Source organism: Hymenobacter terrenus (assembly GCF_000972495.1).
GTDB lineage: Bacteria > Bacteroidota > Bacteroidia > Cytophagales > Hymenobacteraceae > Hymenobacter > Hymenobacter terrenus.
The window spans coordinates 14,042-35,764 of sequence record NZ_LATM01000003.1 but is presented as its reverse complement, the minus strand read 5'-3'; the positions used below and the strand labels follow the sequence as shown (position 1 = coordinate 35,764).

Genomic DNA, 21,723 nt, shown 5'->3' with positions numbered 1-21,723 from the left:
TGCGGCACCTGGCCGACGAGCAAGCCTACGACTCATTCACAAGCTTGAACGAGCAGCGCACCACCCGCCAAAACCAGGCCCTGAACCTGAACTGGAAGCACGCCTCCGACTCGCTCGGCACCACCCTCAACGTGGACCTCGACCTGGCACGCTACGACCTGCGCAACGGATCCGTTATCACGACCACGCCACGGGTGGGCGCGCCCATCACCAACGACCAGTTGGTAGTAAACCCCGTGAAGTTTACCACCCTCAAGGCCGACTACACCCGGCCCATGAGCCACGGCCGCAAGCTAGAAACGGGGCTGAAAGTGAGCAGCGCCACCATTGACAACGACCTTACTTTTAAGAGCGAGGGCGCGCTCGATGCCAGCCGCTCGAACCGGTTTCGATACGAGGAAAACATCAATGCGGCCTACGTGACGTTTTATCAGAAGCTGCGAAAATGGGACTTGCAGGCGGGCCTGCGCGGTGAGCAAACCATTGCCCGCGGCCGCCTCGATAACGACCTGATTGTGGACCGGCGCTACTGGCAGCCGTTTCCGAGCGTCTTCATCACCCGGCGCCTCGATACCACGCTGGCCATCACGGCGCAGTACAGTCGCCGCATCGACCGGCCCAGCTACCAGCAGCAGAATCCGTTTATCTTCTACCTCGACTCGCTGACTTTTACCAAGGGCAACCCCACCCTGCGCCCCCAATTCACCAACTCGTATAAGCTGGGGCTGACGTACACCGGGCTACCGGTTTTCCAGGTGAGCTACGACCGCACGGCTGACGTGATTTTCGACTACGCCCCGCAGCAGGAAACCGTGGAAACCCCGCGCGGGCCCATCACCAAAACCTTTACGGTGGCCGACAACCTGGCCCGCGCCGAGAACTTCTCCAGTCAGCTCAACTTCCCCCTTTCACTGGGTAAAGTGGTGGATGGCTACGGCGGCACTCAGCTCAACTACCAGAAGTACGACGCGCTGTACCAGGGCGAGACTTTCCGCAAAAGCAAGTGGAGCTGGGTCTTCTACACCGAAATTAACGTGACGCTGACCAAGACCACCAAGGCCCAGATTTCGGGCTACTACGCTACGGCTTCGCAGTTCGAATTCATCCAGGCCGGGTACAACTCCAGCTTCGGCGCTGGCCTGGAGCAAGGCCTGTGGAAGGGCCGCGGCAAGCTCACGCTCAACGTCAACGACGTGTTTTACGACGACCGCACCCGCGGCCGCATCAGGTTTGGCGACATCAACTTCCGCATCGAAACGCGCTCCGAAACGCGCAATGCCAAGCTCACCCTGAGCTACGCCCTGGGCAATCGCAACCTGAAGGGCGCACGTGAACGCAGCACCGGGGCCGAGGCCGAGAGCCAACGGGTCAAGACCAAGTGAGTGACACCCGTTGCCCTCATCGGCAAAAATTCTGCTGTTGCCATTGCTTACACACATCAGACGGAACCACCAAAAAAGCCTGCCCCATCACTGGGGCAGGCTTTTTTGGTTTAATGAAACAGGAATTACTCCCGCACCACCCGACATACGTCTACGCCGCCCACAGTACTCACGCGCAAGGCATAGACGCCGGCCGGCAGCGAGTTTAAATCCATGGATTGTGTGGTGCCCTGAACATTAGGGGAGGCAATGGTTGTCGTATAAACCAGTCGTCCCAGTACGTCGAACATGGTAAGCGTCGTCGCAGAGCGGTAGCCGGTCAGCACAACATCAAAGCGGCCGTCAGGGGTGGGATTGGGGGCAATGTGCAGGCTTGATCCGGCCAATGGCTGCCGAACCGCCGTCACGACGAGCGGCGCCGATGCGGCCGATGAGCACACCACCGAGCCAGCACCTACGCTGGCCACCACAGTGTAGGTACCAGAGCCGGTTGGCGTGATGCTGCTACCCGTGGCGCCACTGATGGCCGTACCGTTCAGAAACCATTGGTTACCGGTAGCGGCACTGCTCACCAGCGTGGGGCCTACGCGGCTGATGGTGGGCGTGGCGGGCTGGGCCACCACCCGAACCAGCACCGACGTGGTATCGCCGCAGCCCCCACCCGAGGTGCCAAAGCCCAGGAGCGGAGTTGTGCGCAGGTAGTACCGGGTAGTCACGGTTGGCGTGACATTGATTAGCGGATTAGAAGCCTGCGCCGTAGTCAGGCCACTGCTGGCGGCGGTGCCGCTCGCCGTCCAGGCATACCCATACTGCTGCCGCACGGTAGCCCCGGTAGCCACACTCCGAATCGAGTCAGGCCGGTTCACCAATCCGCTCAAGGCAACGGCATTGCCGGCGCACACCGTTGCTTGGCTTACGGTGATGCCCCCCGCCTGAACGCCCAGAAAGTTGCCTTTGCGAATAGACACGACTAGCACGCGGCTTTGCGAGCCGCGTATGGGGCAAGCGTCGTCCACGATGGAGTAGGGAATTCGCAAGATGCGGCCCGCCATACTGGCCGCGGGCTGGAAGTAAAATACCGCCGTGGGCGTGGGCGTGCCGTTGCCGTTGAGACTGTAGGTGCCGATATCGCCGGCAAGCAGAACATCATTATTTATGTCACCCGCTCCGGTATAAAGCACCGTGAGACGGTCGGCCGGGTCAGGGTCAGTGAAACGAATCCGTACCTGTGAGTAGCTGCAGGTATAGACGGTAATGAAAGTAGAATCAACTCCCGACGAAACCGTGGTATTGGAATTGGGCGTGATGACCCCGCTAGCTGGTGGGTTGGGGACGCTATTGGCCGAGGTACCGTTGCTGTTCTCAATGACAACAATCATGAAATCGCGTCGCACGGAACCTACCCGATAGCGCCGATTGCTACCCGGGAAGCGGCGGTACTCGGTGATTTTGCCTACTACTGCGTATTTATTCAACCCCAACGAAGTGGCCCCAGGACGAAACAGATTGGGCGTAAATGTAAACTCACCAATTCGGGCATTGAACGTGAATTGTGGTACCACCGTGCGGGTGTAAGCGGTACCCGCCACGCTGCCGCAGTTACCAATCGTATCGGACGACACCGGCAAGGGTATCTGCGCAGTGAAGTTTGGTCCCAGCACCGGGCAGTTCAACACGCACACCGTATTGGGAGGCGAAGGCAGCACTGTCGTAGTACAAGCACCGTTGAGGCGCGGGGAATACGGGTTATAAACGCCACAGGTGGCCAGAGGCTGGTCGAGGGAATAGACCAGCGAGTCGCCGTCTACCTCGGTAGCGGCGGTGAAGTTGACGGAAGTCCGCTGGTTTACCGGCACAAAAGGCACCGCGAAGTCGCGGGTCGAGAAGGTAGGGGAGCTGTTATTGGCGCGGGTGGGCACCCCGTTGACTGTAATCAGGTTGTTGAGCGTGGCCTCGAAGCGGAAGTCATCCTGCGTGGGGATGTTGCCCGTGCTGGGCCGGCAGCAACTCTGGTGCGAAATAATCCAGTCAGCCGCCGGAGGCAGAATAATTGTGCCCCGGTAGTCCTGCTTTTCGTAGTTCGGGTACACGGCGCTGCCCGGGTTACAGGTAGCCAGCACCTGAAAGCCCGGACAGTAGCCCGTGCCAATACTCAGCGTACCTGGTACGGGCTGTAACATAGCCGAGATGGGGGTGCCCCCATTGCAGGCAGAAACTGCCGTGATTAGCACATCAGTAGGGAGGGTAGCAGCTGTAGGGTTACAGTCCCGATAAAAGCTCACCGTTACTTCGTAGGTGTCCCCGCTGATGTAGCGGTAGGTGATTTGCCCGCCTTGAATATGCGAGGCGTGCGCTTGCGGCAGCCCGACCAGTGTCAGGCAGCAAAGCAGTAAACAGATAAGAGGTAGTAGTGGACGCATAGAAAACAGGTTATTAAGTGAAAATAATAGTTCAACCTACGCCTATAATTTCACATCCAGGCCATATGGTCCGTTTAATACTTTTATTTTTCTACCACCTTCATACCGCGCCAACTTTCTTATGGCTGGCGTGCACCAGCATCTGGCACTCTGAAGTAGCTAGCACAGGCCATCAGGTTTTGATTTAAATGCCTGATGGCCTGTGCTATCTCACCAGCACCTCCGTTACCCGCCCGATATCCCCGCTCACTTTTTGCAGGAAGGCAAGCTGCTCCAGCAGCGACTTATCTTCGGCGGCCACGGGCACGGTAGGCTCGGCGGGGCCTAGCTCGGGGGCGGGCTCAGCGGTGGTGGGGGCAATGCGGACGAGGCTCTTTTGCAGGGCGGCCAGGGCGCTGGTGAGGGCCCGCCGCCCCTCGGGTGGGAAGGGCGGCACGGCGGGCGCGGCCTCGCGCAGAGTATCAGTGAGGGCGGCGATGTTGGATGACAGAATGTGATTCAGCACCACGAATTCGTGGGTTTCGATGGGGCGGTGCTGCTTGCTCCTGGGCTCGGTGAGCATGCGCTGGAAGGCCGCCGCGAGGTTGGCACCGCTCACGTACACGGCTTTGCGCAGGAGGCGGTACTCGTTGGGCGGCAGGGGGCGGCCAGCCAGGCGGTGGGCCAGTTGGTGAAGGTAGACGAGGTTGGCGCGCAGGGCGGCGGCCAGGTAGTCGGTCAATTGGTCAGATTCCCAGTTGGGAAACAGGAAATAGCCGGCCGCGAAGGCAATGGCGCAGCCAATGAGCGTATCGGCAATCCGCTCCTCGGCCACCCCGATGTAGTTCAGCCCCAAAAAGCTGAACATGATGAGCAGATAAGCCGTCAGAAACACCACCGTGACCAGGTACTGGGTGCGCTGGAAGCTGTAGGCAACCACCATGAACACCACCAGCGCCACGAAACGGACTTCGGACCAGGGCACTAGCCAGAGTATGACGGCGCCCAGCGCCCCGCCGGCCAGCGTGCCCACGATGCGCTCGGTGTTGCGCTGCCGCGTGAGGCTGAAGCCAGGCTTGAGCATGATGGTCACGGTCATCAGAATCCAGTAGTTGTGCTCGCCATGCCAGAGGCTCTGGGCCACGGCAAAGGCCACCAGGCAGGCCAGCATCATGCGCACGGAGTGGCGGAACACGGAGGACTTGAGCGTGAAGTTCTGGCTGAGGGCGTGCAGCTCGATTTCCTGGTGCGCCACGAACTGGGCGTGGTCGGTGGCGCGGCTGGGCGCGGGCGCATCGGCGGTCAGGCTCTCGTCGAAATAGCGGCGGATGTTGCCCACGCGGCGGATAATGTCGCGCAGGTTGACGAGGATTTTCTTCAGTACCCGCGTGTTGCCGTCGGCGGCTGGGTCGGCTTCGAGAGTACTGATGCGGACTTGCAGGCGCCCCCACTCAGCGGTGAGGTCGGGCCACGGCCCCTCGTAAGGGCGGTTGGCCTGGATGGCCACCCCTAGGTGGTCGAGCTCGGTGGCAATGTGCTGGATGAGGGCCGCCACCTCTTGCAGTATTTCGCTCGCCCCGAAAGCCGCCCGCAGAGTGTTGTAGTCGTAGTAACTCACGGTGATGCGCTCGTACAGGTCTACCGTTTCCACGAAGGTGAGCACCAGGCGGCGGCCGGTGCTGGTGGTTTCGTTTACAATCTGGCGGGTGCGGAAGAGGAAGTCGCGGGTGGCCTCCTGCTTTTCATTCACAACTACTTGCTGGGCTACGAGGCGGCGGTAGTCGTCAGTGAGGGCCGTGGCAGGGTCGTAGAACCGGGCCTTCAGCTCCAGAAAGCGCGCCAGCTCGTGGATGCACTCGCCCAGCGCCTGCTGCGCCGGCCGGTAGGGCCGCATCTGGTAGGCCACCAGCGCCAACCCCGCGTACCAGAGCCCGCCCAGCAGCAACAGCCCGGCGTGGAGCAGCGCCTGGTCGAGCGTGGGCGGATGGGCCAGCAGCAGTACCACGTTCAGCAGGCCAGCCGTGCCCACTGCTCCGGCCCGCGCTCCCCACACCAAAAACATGGTCAGCAGGAAGCTGAGCACGCTGATTTCCGCGCCGAGCAGCCAGACATTGACAGCGGCTACGCTGGTGAGCAAGGCCGTGAGCACCACCAACGCCAACGCGGCCAACATGCCATTGCGGCGATGCGTAAGGGGCCCCGGCGTGTCGGTCACGCTCACGCACACGGCACCGGTCGAGATGGTCAGGCCAATCTCGAAGTGCCCCAGCTGTGCCAGCAGCAACGCCGGCAGCAAAATAGCCACCGTGGTACGCACCCCATCGGAAAAGTGCTGCCCGAAGAAGAAGTACTGAAGCTGGCGTGTTTGCTGGTTCATGCACGAGAGGCGGGTGACGCGGCAAGTAACGTAAAAACCAGCTTACCGGCTTGTTTGCTCGTTCCATCCACTTAGCCACGCCTGAAGCAGCGGCAGTAGTTGTAGCGCGGACTCTGTAGTCCGCGTCCTCGCGCCGTTAAAGTGGCGCTGGCGTCGCTTGGCGTCGCGAACTACAAAGTCTGCGCTACGGGTGCGGCGCCTTTCACCACCGCCAGCAGCCAGTCCTCACCTTCGCGACTAAGCTGGTAGCAGCGTCGACGGCCGACGGGCAACAGCGTCACCAAACCAGACTGACGCAGTTCGGACCAGGCGCGGGTGAGGCCGCTGGGCGAAAGCGCCAGGGCTTTAACCAGGGCCGGGTCGGTGCTGAATAGGCTGGGCTTAGCCAGAAAATGATAGCAGATAATGGCCAGCACGCGCAGCCGACGTGGGTCGCGCTGACGCAGGCGCGGCTGCAATGCTTGGCGCAGGCGCGCCTGCACGCTGGCCGCGTCGAAGCGCAGCGGCTCGGGCAGCTTAGGTTCGTCGCGGGTGACCACACGGTGCTCGAAGGCCGCTACCAGGGCGGCATCCGCTGCGTTGGGCACGTCGGCAGATATGGGAGGCGAAGATAAAGTCATGACCAGAGGTGACGCGACGAGGGTCGGTCCAGTGCAAGATACCACCTTACGCGAAACTCAGCATCACAGCCCCAATACCAAGCGTTTAGAGCTTAATACCAAGCCGTTTTAATGCAATACCAAGCTTTCGCAAGCAGATACCGGTCTTATTACAATCAATACGGAGCATTATAACGCCAATTGCAATCATGATATACCTAATACCAAGATTAAATACATCGACACCAAGCCTATCTCCTAAAGAAGCAAGCTAATACTACTCAATACCAAGCCTAAATACCCCAGTACCAAGCCTAATCACGCCAATATCAAGCCGCTTAATCCGAGCCCCCGCATGTACCGTAGCCTACTTGTGCAAATCTTCCTGCACGGGCAGCGTGTACCGTTCACCGCAGCTAAGAATGTGCACCCGCACGTCACGGATGGAGAACGCCTCGCCGGGCTCAATGAGGTGAATGGTGCTGGCGGTAGATTGGTGGCCATCAACCACCGTCACCACGCCGCTGCCGATAACCTCCATTTCGCGGCCCTCAGTGATGACGATGCCAGTATCTTCTTCCAGTCCCAGGCCGATGCAGCCGGGGTTGGTGGCAATAATCTGGGCCATGCGAATGATGCGGCCCCGCGCCACAAAATGCGTGTCAATGGCCACGTCGTGCACGAATTGCAGGCCGGTCGTGACGTGAATTTCATCCTTCAGCATCCCCGCATCGTTGCGCCCCTGGTAAATCATGGGCGTGCTCATGGCCGTGGCCCCGGCGCTGGTACCGGCAATCACAATTTCATCATGCGTGTAGCGCTCCTTCAGCCGGTGCAGCCAAGTGGTACCGCCCAGCAAGGCCGTGAGCCGCAATTGGTCGCCGCCCGTGAACATAATACCGGCAGCCTCGTTGAGCAGCGCCAACGTTGCCTCGTCCTGGGCCTCGTCCCGCTCGTGCACGTTGAATACTTCCACGCGCTTCACTCCGAGCGAGGTAAACAGGTCGACATAATCCTTAGCCGCAGCCTCGGGCTCTTCCGAGGCAACAGGCACCACAATGACCGGCCCCTTGCCCCGCAGCTCCTGCACAAAACGCCGCAGAATAGAGTCCGGCGCATATTCAGCCGCCGGTTCAGTGCCGGGGTTAGGAGATTTGTCTTCGTGGCCGCCAATGGCGATGAGCACCCCCCGCGGCGGCGGGCAAGCAGGGTCGGAGTGAGCTTTTTTGCGGGCAGGCATAGTACAGAAAGGACGTGAGATGGTCAAATTCCCCTCCTTACCAAGGAGGGGATGTTTCAGCAAAGCTGAAACGGGGGTGGTTGTGGGCGTTGAACGACCGACCAACGCCTACTTCGGTCACCCATCGTGCAGCGGTGCGGGGCTGGCGCCGCAGGCCTTGCGTAGCACTGCGACAACTTCGCTTACTTATTTGTGCAACGCCCACAACCACCCCTATTCGCGCCTCCTCGGCGCTCACATCCCCTCCTTACCAAGGAGGGGAGTTTGCTATTTTTTTACTCTTACACCGGCGGCAGGTTCATATTAGCCGGGCCGCTGAGCAGCTCGCCGAGCGCGGTGAAGCGGGAGCCGTGGCAGGGGCAGTCCCAGCTTTTTTCGAGGCCATTCCAATGCACCACGCAGTGCAAGTGCGGGCAAATGGCCGAGCACTCGTGGGTGGTGCCGTTTTCGTCTTTATACACGGCTACTTTTAGCAGGCCACGCCGTAGCACGGCGCCCTCACCCACCGGGATTTCCTCAACCGAGCTTACGTCCCCCCCCGTGAACAGGTCGGTATATTCAAGGGCGACGTTCACGTTTTCTTTGATGTACTCCTGGGCGCTTTCGCGCTTGAGCGTGATGCGGCTGGGGTCGTAGAGTTGGGCCCAGGGGTTGTCGCGGCCCTGGATGAGGTCGGCGACAATCATCGGCCCGAGGGTGCCGTGAGTCATGCCGTGGCCCGAGTCGCCGGTGATGATGAAGACATTATCTGAATCGAGCGGGTTGCGGCCGGCGTAGGCGAGGGCGTCGGTGGGCTCCATCACCTGGCCCGACCATTCGTACTCGAAGTCCTTGACCATGGCAAACCGGTCGCGGGTCCACTCTTGGAGGCAGCGCAGGTGGGCAGCGGGGTCGTCGGACTGGCCGGTTTTGTGGTCTTCGCCGCCCACCACCAGCAGGTCGTAGGTGGTTTGGCCCCCGCGCGGGCCGGCCGGCACCTCCTGCAGGCGGACGTAGTGGTACGGGTCCGCCATGTCCCAATACAGGGCCTTGGCCACCGAGCCTTTGGGCACGCGGGCGGCCACCACGTAGGTGCGGTAGGGGTGCTGCTTGGTGTGCATCACCACCCGGTCGTTGAAGGGCGTGTTGGTGGCTACAACAATGCCTTTCTTGGCCCGCACTACAATACCTTCGGCCGTTACGACGCGAGCCTCGGCACCACCGTGGATTTCGCTCACGTGCGTGTGGGTGCAGATGCGCCCGCCGTGCCGCGTGATGGCCTCGGCCAGCCCGGCCAGGTATTTCAGGATGTGAAACTGGCCTTGGTTGGGCCAGCGCAGGCATTCGCCAGTATCGAACCCTACCACGCCGGCGTTGGGCAGCCATTCCACATCGGGCAGGCCAGCGCGGTGGGCGGCATCGCGCTCGGCGATAAGCTCCTCGTGGGTACCATCGGCGTGCAGAAACAGATAGCCATCGAGGCGAGAGAAATCACAGTCGATTTTCTCAGTCAGCACTATCTGCTCAATCTGGTCGATGGCAGTCGAGTGGCTTTCGGCGGCCAGCCGGGCACCCTCCTGCCCAAACAGGTTTTCGAGGCTGGTGTACCGGTCGTCGAGGGCATAGGATAGGTGGGCAGTTGTGCGGCCCGACTCGCCGCTGGCCAGCTCGCCGTCTTCCAAGAGCAGCACTTTCCGGCCTTCCTTGCTCAGCAAATACGCCGTGGTGAGGCCGGCAATGCCTCCGCCTACGATGACCACGTCGACGGTAGCGTTTTTGGTTAAGGACTCGAAGGTAGGCAGGGCGGGCGCGGTGCCAAACCAGGAGGTATTGGTGAGGCCAGACGTGTGGTTGGGATTAGGAAGTTTGGGCATCGAGCGGGGGAAAGGAATGGGAATGGCCCTTCAGTACGCCCCGCGGCGGCTTCACGTTAGGTCGAGCTTATTTTTTGGAAGGATGAAATAGCCGAACACCACTCCCCTCCTTACCAAGGAGGGGATATTTTCCCGCAGGGAAAATGGGGGTGGTTGCGTCGTTAAACGATAACGATGCAAGAACGACGAACATCAGAACTTGTCAGGCCATCGTTCAACGACGCAACCACCCCGGTTGTCGCTGGCGCGACAACATCCCCTCCTTGAATAAGGAGGGGAGTGTGGTTTTTAATACAGCACATCATTTTCCGGTTCCACCCTGGGCGGCAGCTTGGTTTCGCCCAGCAGCTCGCGCAGGTCGATTTCGATACCGCGGCAGATGGACGTCATTGGCACGTCATTGATTTGGTTATCGAAGGGGTTTTCGCTGACGTGGCCCACCAGCTCAATGATGTTGAACACCCACGATACCAGTGCCGCAAAGGGCACCATCAGCCAGACGTGAAACTGACCGAGAGCCACGCGGTGGTCGAATTCTTCTACCAGCCCCAGCGGGAGCAGGGCCGCAAAAATCCACACGAAAAGGAAGCTGAAATACGCATACTGGCGCGGAAACGGCGTGTTTTTGATGCGCTCACACCCACCTTGGGCATTGAACAGGTCTTGAATAGTTCCCATCAAAGCCACGTGACGAAACTCGGTGAGCAGGCCGCGTTGATGCAATATTAGCATCTCCTCACTCTGGTGGCGCAGGAGGTGCGTGGGCGGGTTGCTCATGTTTTTGGCCGCGGCTGCCTCGGCCGGGTCAAGGATGAAGGGAGCCACGTCGGTTTCCCAGTACTCGGCGGTTTGGCGGCGCAGGTGCAGGCGCAGGGCGTTGCACCAGGCAATATGACGGTAGAGCAGGCGCCGATGCAGCTCGTGAATGTCGCGCGGGTCAGGAGTAACTTCATTCGGGGTGGCCTGCACGAAGTCGAACGCCCGGATAGCCCAAATGCGGCTTAGGTTCACAATACTGCCCCAAAGCTGGCGGCCCTCCCAGAACCGGTCGTAGGAGCCATTGCTCTTGAAGCCGATGTAAAAAGCCACTGCCGTGCCCAGCGTAGCCACCGGCTGCCAGGGAATGTCAAGAAAATGAATATCCAACGGCCCGTAGAGTAGGCATATCAGGGCATCGTAGCAGAGAAAAATCAGTAAATTATTGCGCGACATGGTCCATACGAGGGACCATCGAAGGTTTTTACGAACGTACATCTTTCAGGGAAAGAGGTGAAGGGAATAGGAAAGTACTAGGATGAGGAGGTAAAAAGCTCCTAGGGCCGAAGACTTATCGTGAATACTTTAATTAACCGGGAATTGCCGCAATGCACTTTAATTCGATAGCAATTGGAGTAGGCAGACAGTTTATTTCCAGCGTGGTGCGGCAGGGCTGGGCGGTAGCGAAGTACTCGGCATAAAGCCGGTTATACACCGGGAAATCATCTTTCATATTGGTAAGGAACACGGTGACATCTACCAAGTCGTCCCACTTAGCACCAGCTTCTTCGAGGATGTAGCGGACGTTTTGGAATACGGCATGACACTGGCTTTCAAAGTCATATTTCAAAACGTTACCATCCTCATCGATTTCCACGCCGGGAATAGCTTTCTGCCCTCGTTGGCGTGGCCCGACGCCCGACAGAAACAGCAAATTGCCAACGCGCCTAGTGTATGGATAGGCACCTACGGGCTCGGGAGCACGAGTGGGTTGCTTAGTCATGAAAGAAGAAAAGCAAAGAGTGAAAGTAATCGACTAATGATTGAAAGTAAATGAACTCAAAGAACGTCAGTCGTACTGAATTTTAGCAGTATTGGCAGGGTTTTGTCAGAGTGTAGCGCTTAGGTCGCCGTTCTTTGCAATTGCGATTTCTGCTTTTTTTCAACCGCTGTTGGCTACTCCATTCCGTATGAAATTTTCATTATTATTACTCCTCATCTGCTTCGGCTGCGTTAGCTTCGGAGCCCGCGCTCAGCAGCGCAAGCTGCCGCCGAAGCCTTCGGCTACGCAGATCTACGACTCGGTAGCCCAGCCCGCCGTGCCGCTGGGTGGCACTGAGAAATACGCGCAGTTTCTGGCTGAGCATCAGAACTACCCGGCCACAGCCATGCAAAAAGGTATTCAGGGCACCGTGAAGGTGAGCTTTGTGGTGGAGAAAACCGGCACCGTCAACGAAGTAAAAGTAGAAGAGCCCGTTTCGCCTGAGCTTGACGCCGAGGCCATTCGCCTCATCAAAAGCGGGCCGAAGTGGACGCCCGCCAAACACCGCAACCAAGTGGTACGCCAGCGCGTGGTATTGCCCATATCGTTCGTTATGTCGCCGGGCAGCCAAACAGTCGTGCTGCCGGGCAAGGAGCGGCCCATTACTACCTCGGCCGCCGACATTGCCGCCTCCGCCAACCCCAACCACCCCGCCGTGGTAGCGCCCGACCGGCCTACCCAGCCCGTAGGCGGCAACCAGGCCTTTTTCGACTGGATTGAGAAAAATCAGCAGTATCCTCTACTCGCTCGTCAGCGTAAGATTGAGGGCAAGGTCATGGTCGAATTTCTGGTGCAGACTGATGGCAGCCTGACCGACGCCCGTGTGATTAAAAAGCTGGGCTCCGGCCTAGATGAGGAGGCGCTACGTCTGATTAAGGCCGCCCCGAAATGGGAGCCGGCTACATTTCAGGGCAAACCAATTAAGCAAAAGATGGTGTTGCCGGTTCTATTCCAGTTGTAACGCAGCAGGCGCCCTCCCTCCTCAACGGAGGAGGGAATGTTCGAGCCAATGGCCCGAACGGGGTGGCTGGACTTACCGAACAACATTCGCTCCGCAAGGTGACGTGCCACCCGCTGTAGCCCTGATGCGAGCTGTTCAACGCCCACAACGCCTTCCTCACCGAGGGCAACTTTTTCGTTCTCCCCCATCCGCTCCCACCCATGCCCCTTACGCTTGCCCCCACTCCCACTCAGCTTTGGCCCCACCAACTGCGCTACCGCCGGGCAGCGCAAGCGCTGGCGCAAGACCTGTTTGATGCGCTCGACGACGACCTAAAACCTTTTGTACTGCTGCTGGCATTACCCAGCGACCCCACCCTGCCCGCCCGCTGCCTCGAACCAACGGACTGCGGTCTGTCCCCCGAGCCGTTTTCCGATGCCGTTGCCCGGGGCCGCGTCATTCAGAACACCACGCCTTGGCCCTACCCTGAGCGCGATGATGTGACCCCCGCCATGATTCGGCGCAAACACGAAGGCTTGGGCGTGCGCGCCGCCGTACAGGAAACCCTCGATGCGCTGGACGAGCCCGCCACCCATCACCACTTCGCCGGCTGGCCCATTCTGATTGCGGGCTATTTTGTAGTGACCGTACTGCGCCTGCAGCGTAAGCCCATGCGGGCGTATCCTTCCCTCCGCCCCCACCGCTTCTACACCGATGGGCGGCCCTTGGCTCCGTCGCTGCTGGTAGCGGCCATGTACCGCTTCAACGAAGAAAGCGTGAAGGCACTGAGTGAGCCCGAGCCCGGTGCGAGCATCTTCGCCCGCCCCCGCGAAAGCGAGGAGCTGCTGCGGGCCGCCGGCAAAACCCTGCTCGACACGCCCGCCCAGGCATTAGGCCTCGACCCAGCCACCACCAAGCTATTTGCCACCTGCAACACCATCAGCAGCCTGCGCTACGAAGGCGCCGAGGGGGTAGGCAAGCTGCTGATGGCTCGCCGCGGCCACCCTAACATCGAAGAAATCTTCGCCCTCACCTGCCCCACCGAGCTTACCGACTACCGCGCCGTACGTAAGCTTCTAGAAATGACTACCCCCGATGTACACTTGCTCGCCGACGGTGAAAACGTATACGCCTTGGGTCGTCAGATTGGCCATTACGACGCCATCCGCGAAGACTTGTTCGTTATCAGCTTCATCACCCATTATTCCTGGGAATTGCAGCATGCCGGCCACGTGCTACTACGCTCACACTACGGCTTACCCGGCCTGCCGCGCACCCGCCTCAGCCGCTCGGGCTTCCGGCGGGCCCTTAAAAACACCTTCAACCTCACCGATGCTCACAAAGTAGAGCGCCTCTGGGATGTGGTGCTCGAAGCCAGCCGCCAGAAGCACGGCACCCTGCTGGTCATCACCACCGAGGCCCTGGCCGAAGCCGACCGCCTCAAGCTCCAGTGCACGCTCATTGAGCCGGTGCCGCTCACTCCGCTTATCACCCGCTTGGTTACTAGCATCGACGGGGCTGTGTTGCTCGACCCCGAAGGCTACTGCTATTCCATCGGTGTCATCCTCGACGGCCGCGCCTCCGGACGCGGCGACAGCACCCGCGGCGCCCGCTACAATTCGGCCCTCCGCTACGTGGAAAGCTCCAGCTACCCCTGCCTGGCCGTGGTAGTGAGTGAAGACGGGCTGGTGGATGTTATCACGTCGATGCAAGAGTAAACCCTGACCACGCCCCAGCTTTTCAATGATTCCTGCCTAAATTCGGGTAGCCGCTCCCCTATCAACCTATTCCGATGAACGCCGACGACCGCCTCAATCAATTAGAACCACTATTGTGCGAGGCCCTGACTGTTTTGGACCGCCACACCTACCAACTCAAGCAGTTGAATGGCGCCGTCGGCCGCCTAACCACGGCAGTCGCTCAACAAGGAGACAATATCTGCTTTCTGCTAAGCGAGCAAGCCGAAATCAAAACCGATGTAGCCAGCTTAAAAGTTGATGTAGCCGACATAAAAACCGACGTGACCGGTTTAAAGGTTGATGTGGCCAGCCTGAAAGTTGATATGGCTGACATGAAAACCGATGTATCAAGCTTGAAATCGCAGCTTATCGGGCTAGAGGATGGACAAGCAGGAATGAACAGCAAACTAGACCTGATTTTACAAACGCTCCAGCGTCCAAGCCAATAGGCTACTGCTACTGCTACCGCTTTGCCCGAAACGACCAAGTGAGGCGGAAAGTGGCTACTACGTCGCCGGCCTCATCTACACCAGTGCTGGTGCATTCTACGGTGCGGCCTTCGCCGGTGGTACGGCTCTCGGCAATGGCTTGGGCAATGCGCGGACCATCGGGGCAGGTGAAGGAAATTAGGCCCACTGCTTTCTTGGTGAAATCCCCTTCCAGCTTCACCACCAGCATTGAAACAGGCCCGCCGGCTTGCACGTGCATCATGGCCTGCATGCCGCTGGCCAACTCTGCTGCCATTGCCAGGCAAGCAAAGTAGATACTGCGAAATGGATTTTGGGTGAGGTATTTGAAGCGGATGGTGACGGTGGCCTGCTCAGAGGTGAGTTGGGTGAGGCGCAGGCCCGCCAGCCACGCCATAGGCAGCTTTTGCAGCATAAACAGCCGCAGCTTCATCGGGTTGAGCACTTGACGGCGGAAGGCAGCGGCCTGCGGAGAGTCGGTAACGGTCATAGCAGTTTTTCTTGACTAATACCAGTGCTGGGCTATTAAAGTTGGCGGGGGGCCTTCCCCTCGCTGCTACATGGCCAACGGTTATGGCCACGCTCAACACTGGAGTATTGCACCATTGTGTTTAACGCTCATTTTGCTGGCTTATGCGTGCTTTTTTTGCGGCACCATTAGCAGGGTTTGGCGCGGGTGCAGGATGAACTACTAATTCCTGATAGTCAAAAGTGGGGTCGGGTTCGCGCCGAAACTCTAATGCTGGTAACTCAGCCAGCACAATTTCCGCCGTGGTGTATACAAGGCAGCCATCGAGCAAATGCCCGCCGATGGTGCGCCCCGTGCTATCAGCAACTGCCAGGTGCAAGTGTGAGCCATTGGTAGAAAGCGTGCCGACCAAGGACACGATTTCAAAATGCCCCTGGTAAACCGAGGGACCCTCCTGATTCGCCAGCCGTAGCGTGGCCACGGTGAGACTGCCCACGCACGTGAGCATGGTGCCCGCCAAAATGTGCTGCGATTGTACGAAAGCCGTTAGTCGTTGCCGCAAATCCTCACCTGGCCGTAAGCGCAAGGCGTAGGTTTTCAGGGGCGAGTGTTGAGCGGGAGGCACGGCAGTAGGTTTTTGGGCCATGACAGGACTGGCCAGCAAGACTAGGAGAAGAAGACGAGGGAACTGCATTTCGTCAAAGAACGTCATGCCGGGCTTACCGAAATGGTTTCGGCCAGCCCGGCATGACATTCTTTTCATACACTCTCTATTCGCTACTTGCTGAACCGCACCGTGCCGTAGCGCACCTTAATATTCACATTCCCGGCATTGCGGGCGGGCACTGCGCCACCAAATACCCCCAACACATCGCTGGTCTGCGGGCCCTTTTCCTGCGACAGGACCCGTACCAGATTTCTATCAACCAGCAGTTGTCCCTGCTCAGTACTAACATCGAACCGGAAACCCGGCGCCTCGGCAAAACCCAACCGAATGGTGCTGAAGCCACCATCCAGATTAACCTGACGGAAATTGGCTCCCATGTCGCGTACCACAAAATCGGGGCAATAGCGCAGGGCCATATCCAGGGCTTCGTCGAGCTTATCGATGGTGAAGCGCGAGTAGCCCGATGAGCCGCGCAGGTTACGCACCGTGCCCAGGGCCACGTCGCCGTACTTGCTGTGTACGGTCAGGTCCTGCACCGTCCCGATATCCACATCCGAATAGTTATTACGCAGGTCTACTGTCGTGCCTTGGCCAAGCCGCAATCGGGCATAGCTGGCATCAATACTAGCGTGGCTGGCAAACGGAATACTACAGTCGCCATTGCCGATGCGCACCAAGTTGCGCGGGCCATTGAGGCGGTTAGTGCGCAGGTTTCCATATTCCATGGCCAACGCGGTGGGGCCACTCAAGTCGCCGGTGATATTCACCTCCCCAAAGCTGTTGAACACGCGTAGCGCCGTGGTGCGAGGCAGCCACACAGTGTAGTTTACCTCGTAACGACAGCCGCCGGCGCGCGCACGCAGCGCCGGGCCAAACAGCGTGCTCACGGCCACGCCACCAGTTTTGGCATCGTACTCCAGCCACTGCACATCTAAGGCATCGAGCACCTGCCGGGCACCTCCTTCGGTTTCGGAGCGAGCTACTAGCTCAGCATCTACCTTGATTTCTTGCTTTCCCCAGGGATTTACCTGTACTCGTCCGTAGCGTGTATCGAGCGAAAAGGCACGCCCTTCCTTGGGCACCGCGTAGCTGCGGCTGAGACGGCGCCGCTGCTCCACTTGTAAAGCAGAATTGTCTTGTTCATCGGTTTGGTCAGGTGCCGGTTCCTGCTCTGATTCAAACAACGCTTGCGCGGCGCGACGCTCTTCGGGGGTCATCACCCGAATGGCCACGCTAGGCCCCACCTCTACCCATAGGCCACTTTGCGCCAGCGCTGTCTCAGGCCCTACCAACCTAGTCATGACCAGCACGGCCGCCCAAAACGCCCGCCCAATCCAGAAAGCGGTTGGCTGTTTCATTCGGATAAGTGTCGGCTATCGGCCAGCACGTAAGAGCTGATATTGGGGTTAGGGTCGACTTCGGCGGTCGTGCCCAAGTGCAGCTGCTGGTCGAGAATATCGAGGCGAATTTGCAGATTACGGTTCATGGCCGTGAGTACCACGTCGGGTTGCGGGTGGTGGGGCAATTCGAGCTTCAGCTTACGGTAGCTCGAATCGAGCGACACCAGCTCGCGCTGCCAGTCAGCCGTCATTCCGGCCACGCCGGGCCCACTCAGCTGGCGCAGCTCACTTTCACGGCGGCTCAGTTGATTGGTGTAATAGGTTTCCATGCCTCGCACGGCGCGAACCAGCTGGCTGTCGGCCCCAGTAGTACGGTCGGCTGCGGTCAGGGCCAGCGGGTTGCCACCTTGGTACAGGGCAGCGTCCGGAGCGCCGGTAGCAGTAGCCGGATCGACCAAATCGGTAGCCGCAGCTAAATCCGGGGCTTGCTGGTTCGATTTCCAGGCCTCGCTGGCACCTGCGGCAAATACCAGCAGCGCCAGCGCCGCCGCCACTCCGTAGCGCTGCAACCAACCCACCCGAACTGGTGCGGGCGTAGCAGGGACAGGATTATTAGTCTCGGCAGCATCCAGCAGGCGCATCACAGGAGGAGTGGTAGTGGCCTCCGTAGCAGACCCAGCCAACTGCTGCTCCAGTGCGGCCCAAAGGTCGGGGCGCGGCTCGTGCGTGTCGAAATCGGCACGGTGCCGCTCGACGAAGCTTTCCAGAGAATTATTCTTTTTAGTGTCCATGAATGAGTAGCTGATGCACAATTCGCCCAGGTTCAATGCGGGTCGCGGGGATATCTGAAAGCCGCGACCGGACGAAGGAGGATGAAGGGTAGTGAAGTTTGTTTAACTAATTAAGAACGGTAAATGATTAACCTAATTGAGGCCGCGCTGGGCAGCCAGTTCTCGCAATCGCACGCGCGCCCGGCTATACTGGGATTTAGAAGTAGATTCGGAAATGCCCAGAATATTGGCAATTTCGAGGTGGTCGTAGCCTTCGAGCAGGTATAAGCTCAGTACCACGCGGTAGCCATCGGGCAGCTCCTGAATGCAGCGGCGCAGCACGTCGGCACGGTAGTGAACGTCGGCCTCGTCCTCATACGAGGGACCAGCCACTTCGGCCGGCTCGTCGTGGTGTTGCTCGCCCAGCGGCACCAGCGCCAGCCGCCGCTGCCGCAGGCAATTGATACTCTTATTCACCACAATGCGCTTCAGCCACGCCCCAAATGAAGAGTCGCCCTTGTAGCCACTCAACTCGCGAAAGGCACTCAGAAACGATTCCTGGAGCACGTCCTCGGCCTCGGCATAATCGCCGGTGATACGCAATGCCGCGTTGAACATGGCCTTCGAATAGCGTCGATAAATTTCAGCCTGGGCCTGGCGGTCATTCAGGCGGCAGCGCTCTACCAGGGGGGCATTTATGTCAACGTAGGCGGAAAGACTGAGGGCTTCCATGCAGAAAAGCAGATAGGAGTGATTGCGGCTAAAGATGCAGCAGATTGAACGGGGTTGCAGCCTCTGCAAGGATTCCTGCTGAGCAACTTGTCAAAAATAACAGACTTATGCTTATTCCGCACTCACTATAGCTGTCCCTATTGTTTTCAGCATCTTTTTTCAACTCTTGTTATAAAACTGGAGTGAACAGTTGTCTGGGGCGTTGCGCTGCTACTTCTTGCTATGGCGGCCAAAAAGTTCGACAGCTTATTTGAGAAAATAGCCCCACCTGAATTAAGTATCAGATGGGGCTATTCTTTCAAGTAACATGCGGCTTAATCCGATACTTACACATCAAACTTAATTCCCTGGGCAAGCGGCAGCTCCGTGGAATAGTTGATGGTATTGGTCTGCCGACGCATGTAGATTTTCCAGGCGTCGGAACCGGATTCGCGCCCACCGCCGGTTTCTTTCTCACCACCGAAAGCACCGCCGATTTCGGCGCCACTCGTGCCAATGTTCACGTTGGCAATGCCACAGTCGGAGCCATTAGCGGCCAGGAAGGCTTCGGCTTCGCGCATGTTCAGAGTGAAGATGCTGCTTGATAAGCCCTGGCGAACGTCGTTCTGCAATTCGATGGCGTTGTTCACGTCGCCGCTGTACTTGATAAGATACAGAATAGGGGCGAAGGTTTCGTCCTGCACGGTGTGGTAGTGGTTTTTAACCTCCACCAGTGCGGGCTGCACGTAGTGGCCGCCATGCAGCTCGGAGCCGCTCAGCACCTGGCCGCCGGTGAGCAGCTTGCCACCTTCGGCCTGCACCCGCGTGAGGGCATCCTCGAATAGCTTCACCGCATCGGCATCAATCAGCGGGCCTACCAGGGTGCCTTCCTGCAAGGGGTGGCCGATGGGCAGTTTGGGATAAATGGCCAGCAAACGACTTTTCACCTCCTCAAAGATGCTGTCTTCAATGATAACGCGGCGGGTACTGGTGCAGCGCTGCCCAGCCGTGCCCACGGCCCCAAATACGATGGCGCGAATAGCAATATCGAGGTCGGCATTTTTGGTAACGATAATGGCATTGTTGCCGCCCAGCTCGAGCAAGGCGCGGCCCAGGCGGGCACCTACCACCTCCCCTACTTTGCGGCCCATGCGGGTGCTGCCCGTGGCCGACACCAGCGGTACGCGCTTATCGGCAGCCATAGCGGCTCCAATATCGGCCCCGCCAATCACAAGGTTGAATACTCCTTCGGCGATATTATTCTCGGCCAGCACGTGGCGGATGATATGCTGCACAGCCACGGCCGTCAACGGCGTTTTTTCGGAGGGCTTCCAGATGCTCACGTCGCCGCACACGGCGGCCAGCATAGCGTTCCAACTCCACACGGCTACCGGAAAGTTGAAGGCCGAAATAATACCTACGATGCCCAGTGGATGATACTGCTCGTACATGCGGTGCGCCGGGCGCTCCGAGTGCATGGTGAGGCCGTGCAACTGGCGCGAAAGACCAACCGCAAAGTCGCAGATATCAATCATTTCCTGCACTTCGCCCAGACCTTCTTGCAGGATTTTACCCATCTCGGTGCTCACCAATTTGCCCAGCGGCTCCTTGTATTCGCGGAGCTTGTTGCCAATCTGGCGCACTATTTCGCCGCGCTTGGGCGCGGGCACCAGGCGCCAGGTTTTGAAGGCTTCTTCGGCGGCTTTCACTACGGTGTCGTAGTCGTCGGTAGTAGCGAAGGCCACGCTGGCAATGCGTCGGCCGTCGGCGGGCGCGTTGATGACGCGACGTTCAGCATTATGACGGCCACCCCAGGTGCGGCCCGTGCTATAGGCGGCATTATCGGCCTCCACGCCCAGCTGGCGCAGCACATCCTGAATGCCGTGGGGGTCTTCGTGGGGATGCGCCACGGTCAAGTCGGGCGCAGTCGCTTCTTCGAGGGCTTGCTTCATGAGAGTAATGGGGGTGGGTACGGGTCCCCAAAGGTAGCAAGGCCCCAGTAGCCAACCCAAGCAGTTGGGCTGGCACCTAAGCTACCCGAACCCCAGCCCGCTCCTGTTGGTCTTGCAGCCAAGTGACGGCGGCCGCTTCATCGTCGAAAAACAAGGGATAAGAGTCGAGGCTGGCCGCGTGGCGCAGGTGCAGCTCCATTTCGGCGCTTTCAGCGGCGGCGCGCTGGTGCGGCCCAGCCAGATAAGCGATGAACAGCGGCCCGTCCAGGGCAGCGGATATCTGTGGTGAAAACTGGTCGCGGAACCACTCATTGAGGTTGGGACCCGCTAAGGGACGGCGACGCAGGTCTAATAGCCAGAAGCGGCAATTGTTGTGGACTTTGGCCGCCGCCAGCATGGCCTGATAGGTACCCTGCAGTTCGGGCGGGGGCAATGCTTGCAGCCACCGTCCAATAAGTATTCCTAAATCAGAGCGATACTCTAATGAAAACGTAGCGGCTGGGAAAGGAGGCACAGTCGGAAAGCGTTAGCATAAACATCTCTTAAATACGATAATAGCGAAGAATAGGTTAGCTCCACTATGCTGGCCATACCACTCTGATAAAGTATTTATGCCTTTCAGCATACCGGCTCCTAGGCGAGATGATTATAGTGGTTCGCAGGTCGGTGTACGCCGTGCAACTGGAGCAACCTCACCCCCGGCCCCTCTTCAAAAGAGAGGAGTCTGATGACATCATACTAACTTGAGAACTGCTCTAAATTGACATGTATGGTGCTCGGACAATCAAGGCTTAACACCTAAAAGTAACTACTAAACCGCCTTTAGAAGGCTACACTGACGGTTTCGTTCCAACCAGTCAATTTCGCAGGCTGGGTCGGCATCCTGCGGCTGAACAATATGAGTTGAGCATTGAAGAAGGTTTGTCATTTACCAATGCCCCATAAAAAAGGCTCCGACCATCAGGTCGGAGCCTTTTTTATGATTTGGAGAAGCCAGAAATATGACTGCTTCTGGCGAAT

General features: G+C 58.8%; 18 protein-coding genes. 4 read left to right on the top strand and 14 right to left on the bottom strand.

The features are described from left to right. Positions 1-44: 44 nt before the first annotated feature. Complete coding sequence (locus WX88_RS06750; protein ID WP_046243598.1) at positions 45-1,382, top strand: outer membrane beta-barrel family protein; 1,338 nt, start codon at positions 45-47, stop codon at positions 1,380-1,382. A 125-nt stretch (positions 1,383-1,507) separates the two neighbouring features. Here WX88_RS06750 and WX88_RS06745 read toward each other — a convergent pair whose 3' ends face one another. From WX88_RS06745 to WX88_RS06715, 7 genes are all read right to left on the bottom strand, one after another. Further along, positions 1,508-3,802 carry a T9SS type A sorting domain-containing protein gene (locus WX88_RS06745; RefSeq protein ID WP_046243597.1) on the bottom strand — a complete coding sequence of 765 codons (2,295 nt, stop codon included), beginning with the start codon at positions 3,800-3,802 and terminating at the stop codon, positions 1,508-1,510. A gap of 205 nt (positions 3,803-4,007) precedes the next feature. Further along, positions 4,008-6,158, bottom strand: a complete 2,151-nt coding sequence (locus WX88_RS06740; RefSeq protein WP_046243596.1) for an FUSC family membrane protein — start codon at positions 6,156-6,158, stop codon at positions 4,008-4,010. A 170-nt stretch (positions 6,159-6,328) separates the two neighbouring features. Then, positions 6,329-6,778, bottom strand: coding sequence for an ArsR/SmtB family transcription factor (locus tag WX88_RS06735; RefSeq protein WP_156175981.1), 450 nt, complete (start codon positions 6,776-6,778; stop codon positions 6,329-6,331). Between the two features lie 346 nt (positions 6,779-7,124). After that, positions 7,125-7,997, bottom strand: a complete 873-nt coding sequence (locus WX88_RS06730; protein ID WP_046243594.1) for a cyanophycinase — start codon at positions 7,995-7,997, stop codon at positions 7,125-7,127. A 281-nt stretch (positions 7,998-8,278) separates the two neighbouring features. Beyond that, complete coding sequence (locus WX88_RS06725) at positions 8,279-9,850, bottom strand: FAD-dependent oxidoreductase (protein WP_046243593.1); 1,572 nt, start codon at positions 9,848-9,850, stop codon at positions 8,279-8,281. Between the two features lie 288 nt (positions 9,851-10,138). After that, positions 10,139-11,104 (bottom strand): bestrophin family protein, encoded by a 966-nt coding sequence (locus WX88_RS06720; RefSeq protein WP_046243592.1) that lies wholly within the window; start codon positions 11,102-11,104, stop codon positions 10,139-10,141. A 91-nt stretch (positions 11,105-11,195) separates the two neighbouring features. Further along, complete coding sequence (locus WX88_RS06715) at positions 11,196-11,609, bottom strand: RidA family protein (RefSeq protein WP_046243591.1); 414 nt, start codon at positions 11,607-11,609, stop codon at positions 11,196-11,198. Positions 11,610-11,796: 187 nt separating this feature from the next. On the opposite strand from WX88_RS06715, the gene WX88_RS06710 reads away from it, so the two are divergent. The 3 genes from WX88_RS06710 to WX88_RS27280 all read left to right on the top strand — a co-directional run bounded on the left by WX88_RS06710 (position 11,797) and on the right by WX88_RS27280 (position 14,776). Further along, complete coding sequence (locus tag WX88_RS06710; protein WP_046243590.1) at positions 11,797-12,609, top strand: energy transducer TonB; 813 nt, start codon at positions 11,797-11,799, stop codon at positions 12,607-12,609. A gap of 200 nt (positions 12,610-12,809) precedes the next feature. Further along, complete coding sequence (locus WX88_RS27285) at positions 12,810-14,306, top strand: DNA integrity scanning protein DisA nucleotide-binding domain protein (RefSeq protein WP_052732421.1); 1,497 nt, start codon at positions 12,810-12,812, stop codon at positions 14,304-14,306. A 74-nt stretch (positions 14,307-14,380) separates the two neighbouring features. Continuing rightward, positions 14,381-14,776: a hypothetical protein gene (locus WX88_RS27280; RefSeq protein ID WP_052732420.1), complete on the top strand. Its 396-nt coding sequence runs from the start codon at positions 14,381-14,383 to the stop codon at positions 14,774-14,776. A gap of 13 nt (positions 14,777-14,789) precedes the next feature. Here WX88_RS27280 and WX88_RS06695 read toward each other — a convergent pair whose 3' ends face one another. From WX88_RS06695 to WX88_RS06665, 7 genes are all read right to left on the bottom strand, one after another. Beyond that, complete coding sequence (locus tag WX88_RS06695) at positions 14,790-15,284, bottom strand: PaaI family thioesterase (RefSeq protein ID WP_046243589.1); 495 nt, start codon at positions 15,282-15,284, stop codon at positions 14,790-14,792. A 121-nt stretch (positions 15,285-15,405) separates the two neighbouring features. Further along, complete coding sequence (locus tag WX88_RS06690; protein ID WP_046243588.1) at positions 15,406-15,909, bottom strand: PPC domain-containing DNA-binding protein; 504 nt, start codon at positions 15,907-15,909, stop codon at positions 15,406-15,408. 131 nt (positions 15,910-16,040) lie between these two features. Next, positions 16,041-17,288: a hypothetical protein gene (locus tag WX88_RS06685; protein WP_046243587.1), complete on the bottom strand. Its 1,248-nt coding sequence runs from the start codon at positions 17,286-17,288 to the stop codon at positions 16,041-16,043. After that, positions 17,285-18,061: a hypothetical protein gene (locus WX88_RS06680; RefSeq protein ID WP_156175980.1), complete on the bottom strand. Its 777-nt coding sequence runs from the start codon at positions 18,059-18,061 to the stop codon at positions 17,285-17,287. The genes WX88_RS06685 and WX88_RS06680 overlap by 4 nt, the downstream gene beginning before the upstream one ends. 132 nt (positions 18,062-18,193) lie before the next feature. Then, on the bottom strand, positions 18,194-18,772 hold the full coding sequence (locus tag WX88_RS06675; protein ID WP_046243585.1) for an RNA polymerase sigma factor: 579 nt from the start codon (positions 18,770-18,772) through the stop codon (positions 18,194-18,196). 326 nt (positions 18,773-19,098) lie between these two features. After that, positions 19,099-20,703: an L-piperidine-6-carboxylate dehydrogenase gene (amaB, locus tag WX88_RS06670; RefSeq protein WP_082115884.1), complete on the bottom strand. Its 1,605-nt coding sequence runs from the start codon at positions 20,701-20,703 to the stop codon at positions 19,099-19,101. 76 nt (positions 20,704-20,779) lie between these two features. Further along, positions 20,780-21,217, bottom strand: coding sequence for a hypothetical protein (locus tag WX88_RS06665; protein ID WP_156175979.1), 438 nt, complete (start codon positions 21,215-21,217; stop codon positions 20,780-20,782). Between the last annotated feature and the right edge of the window lie 506 nt (positions 21,218-21,723).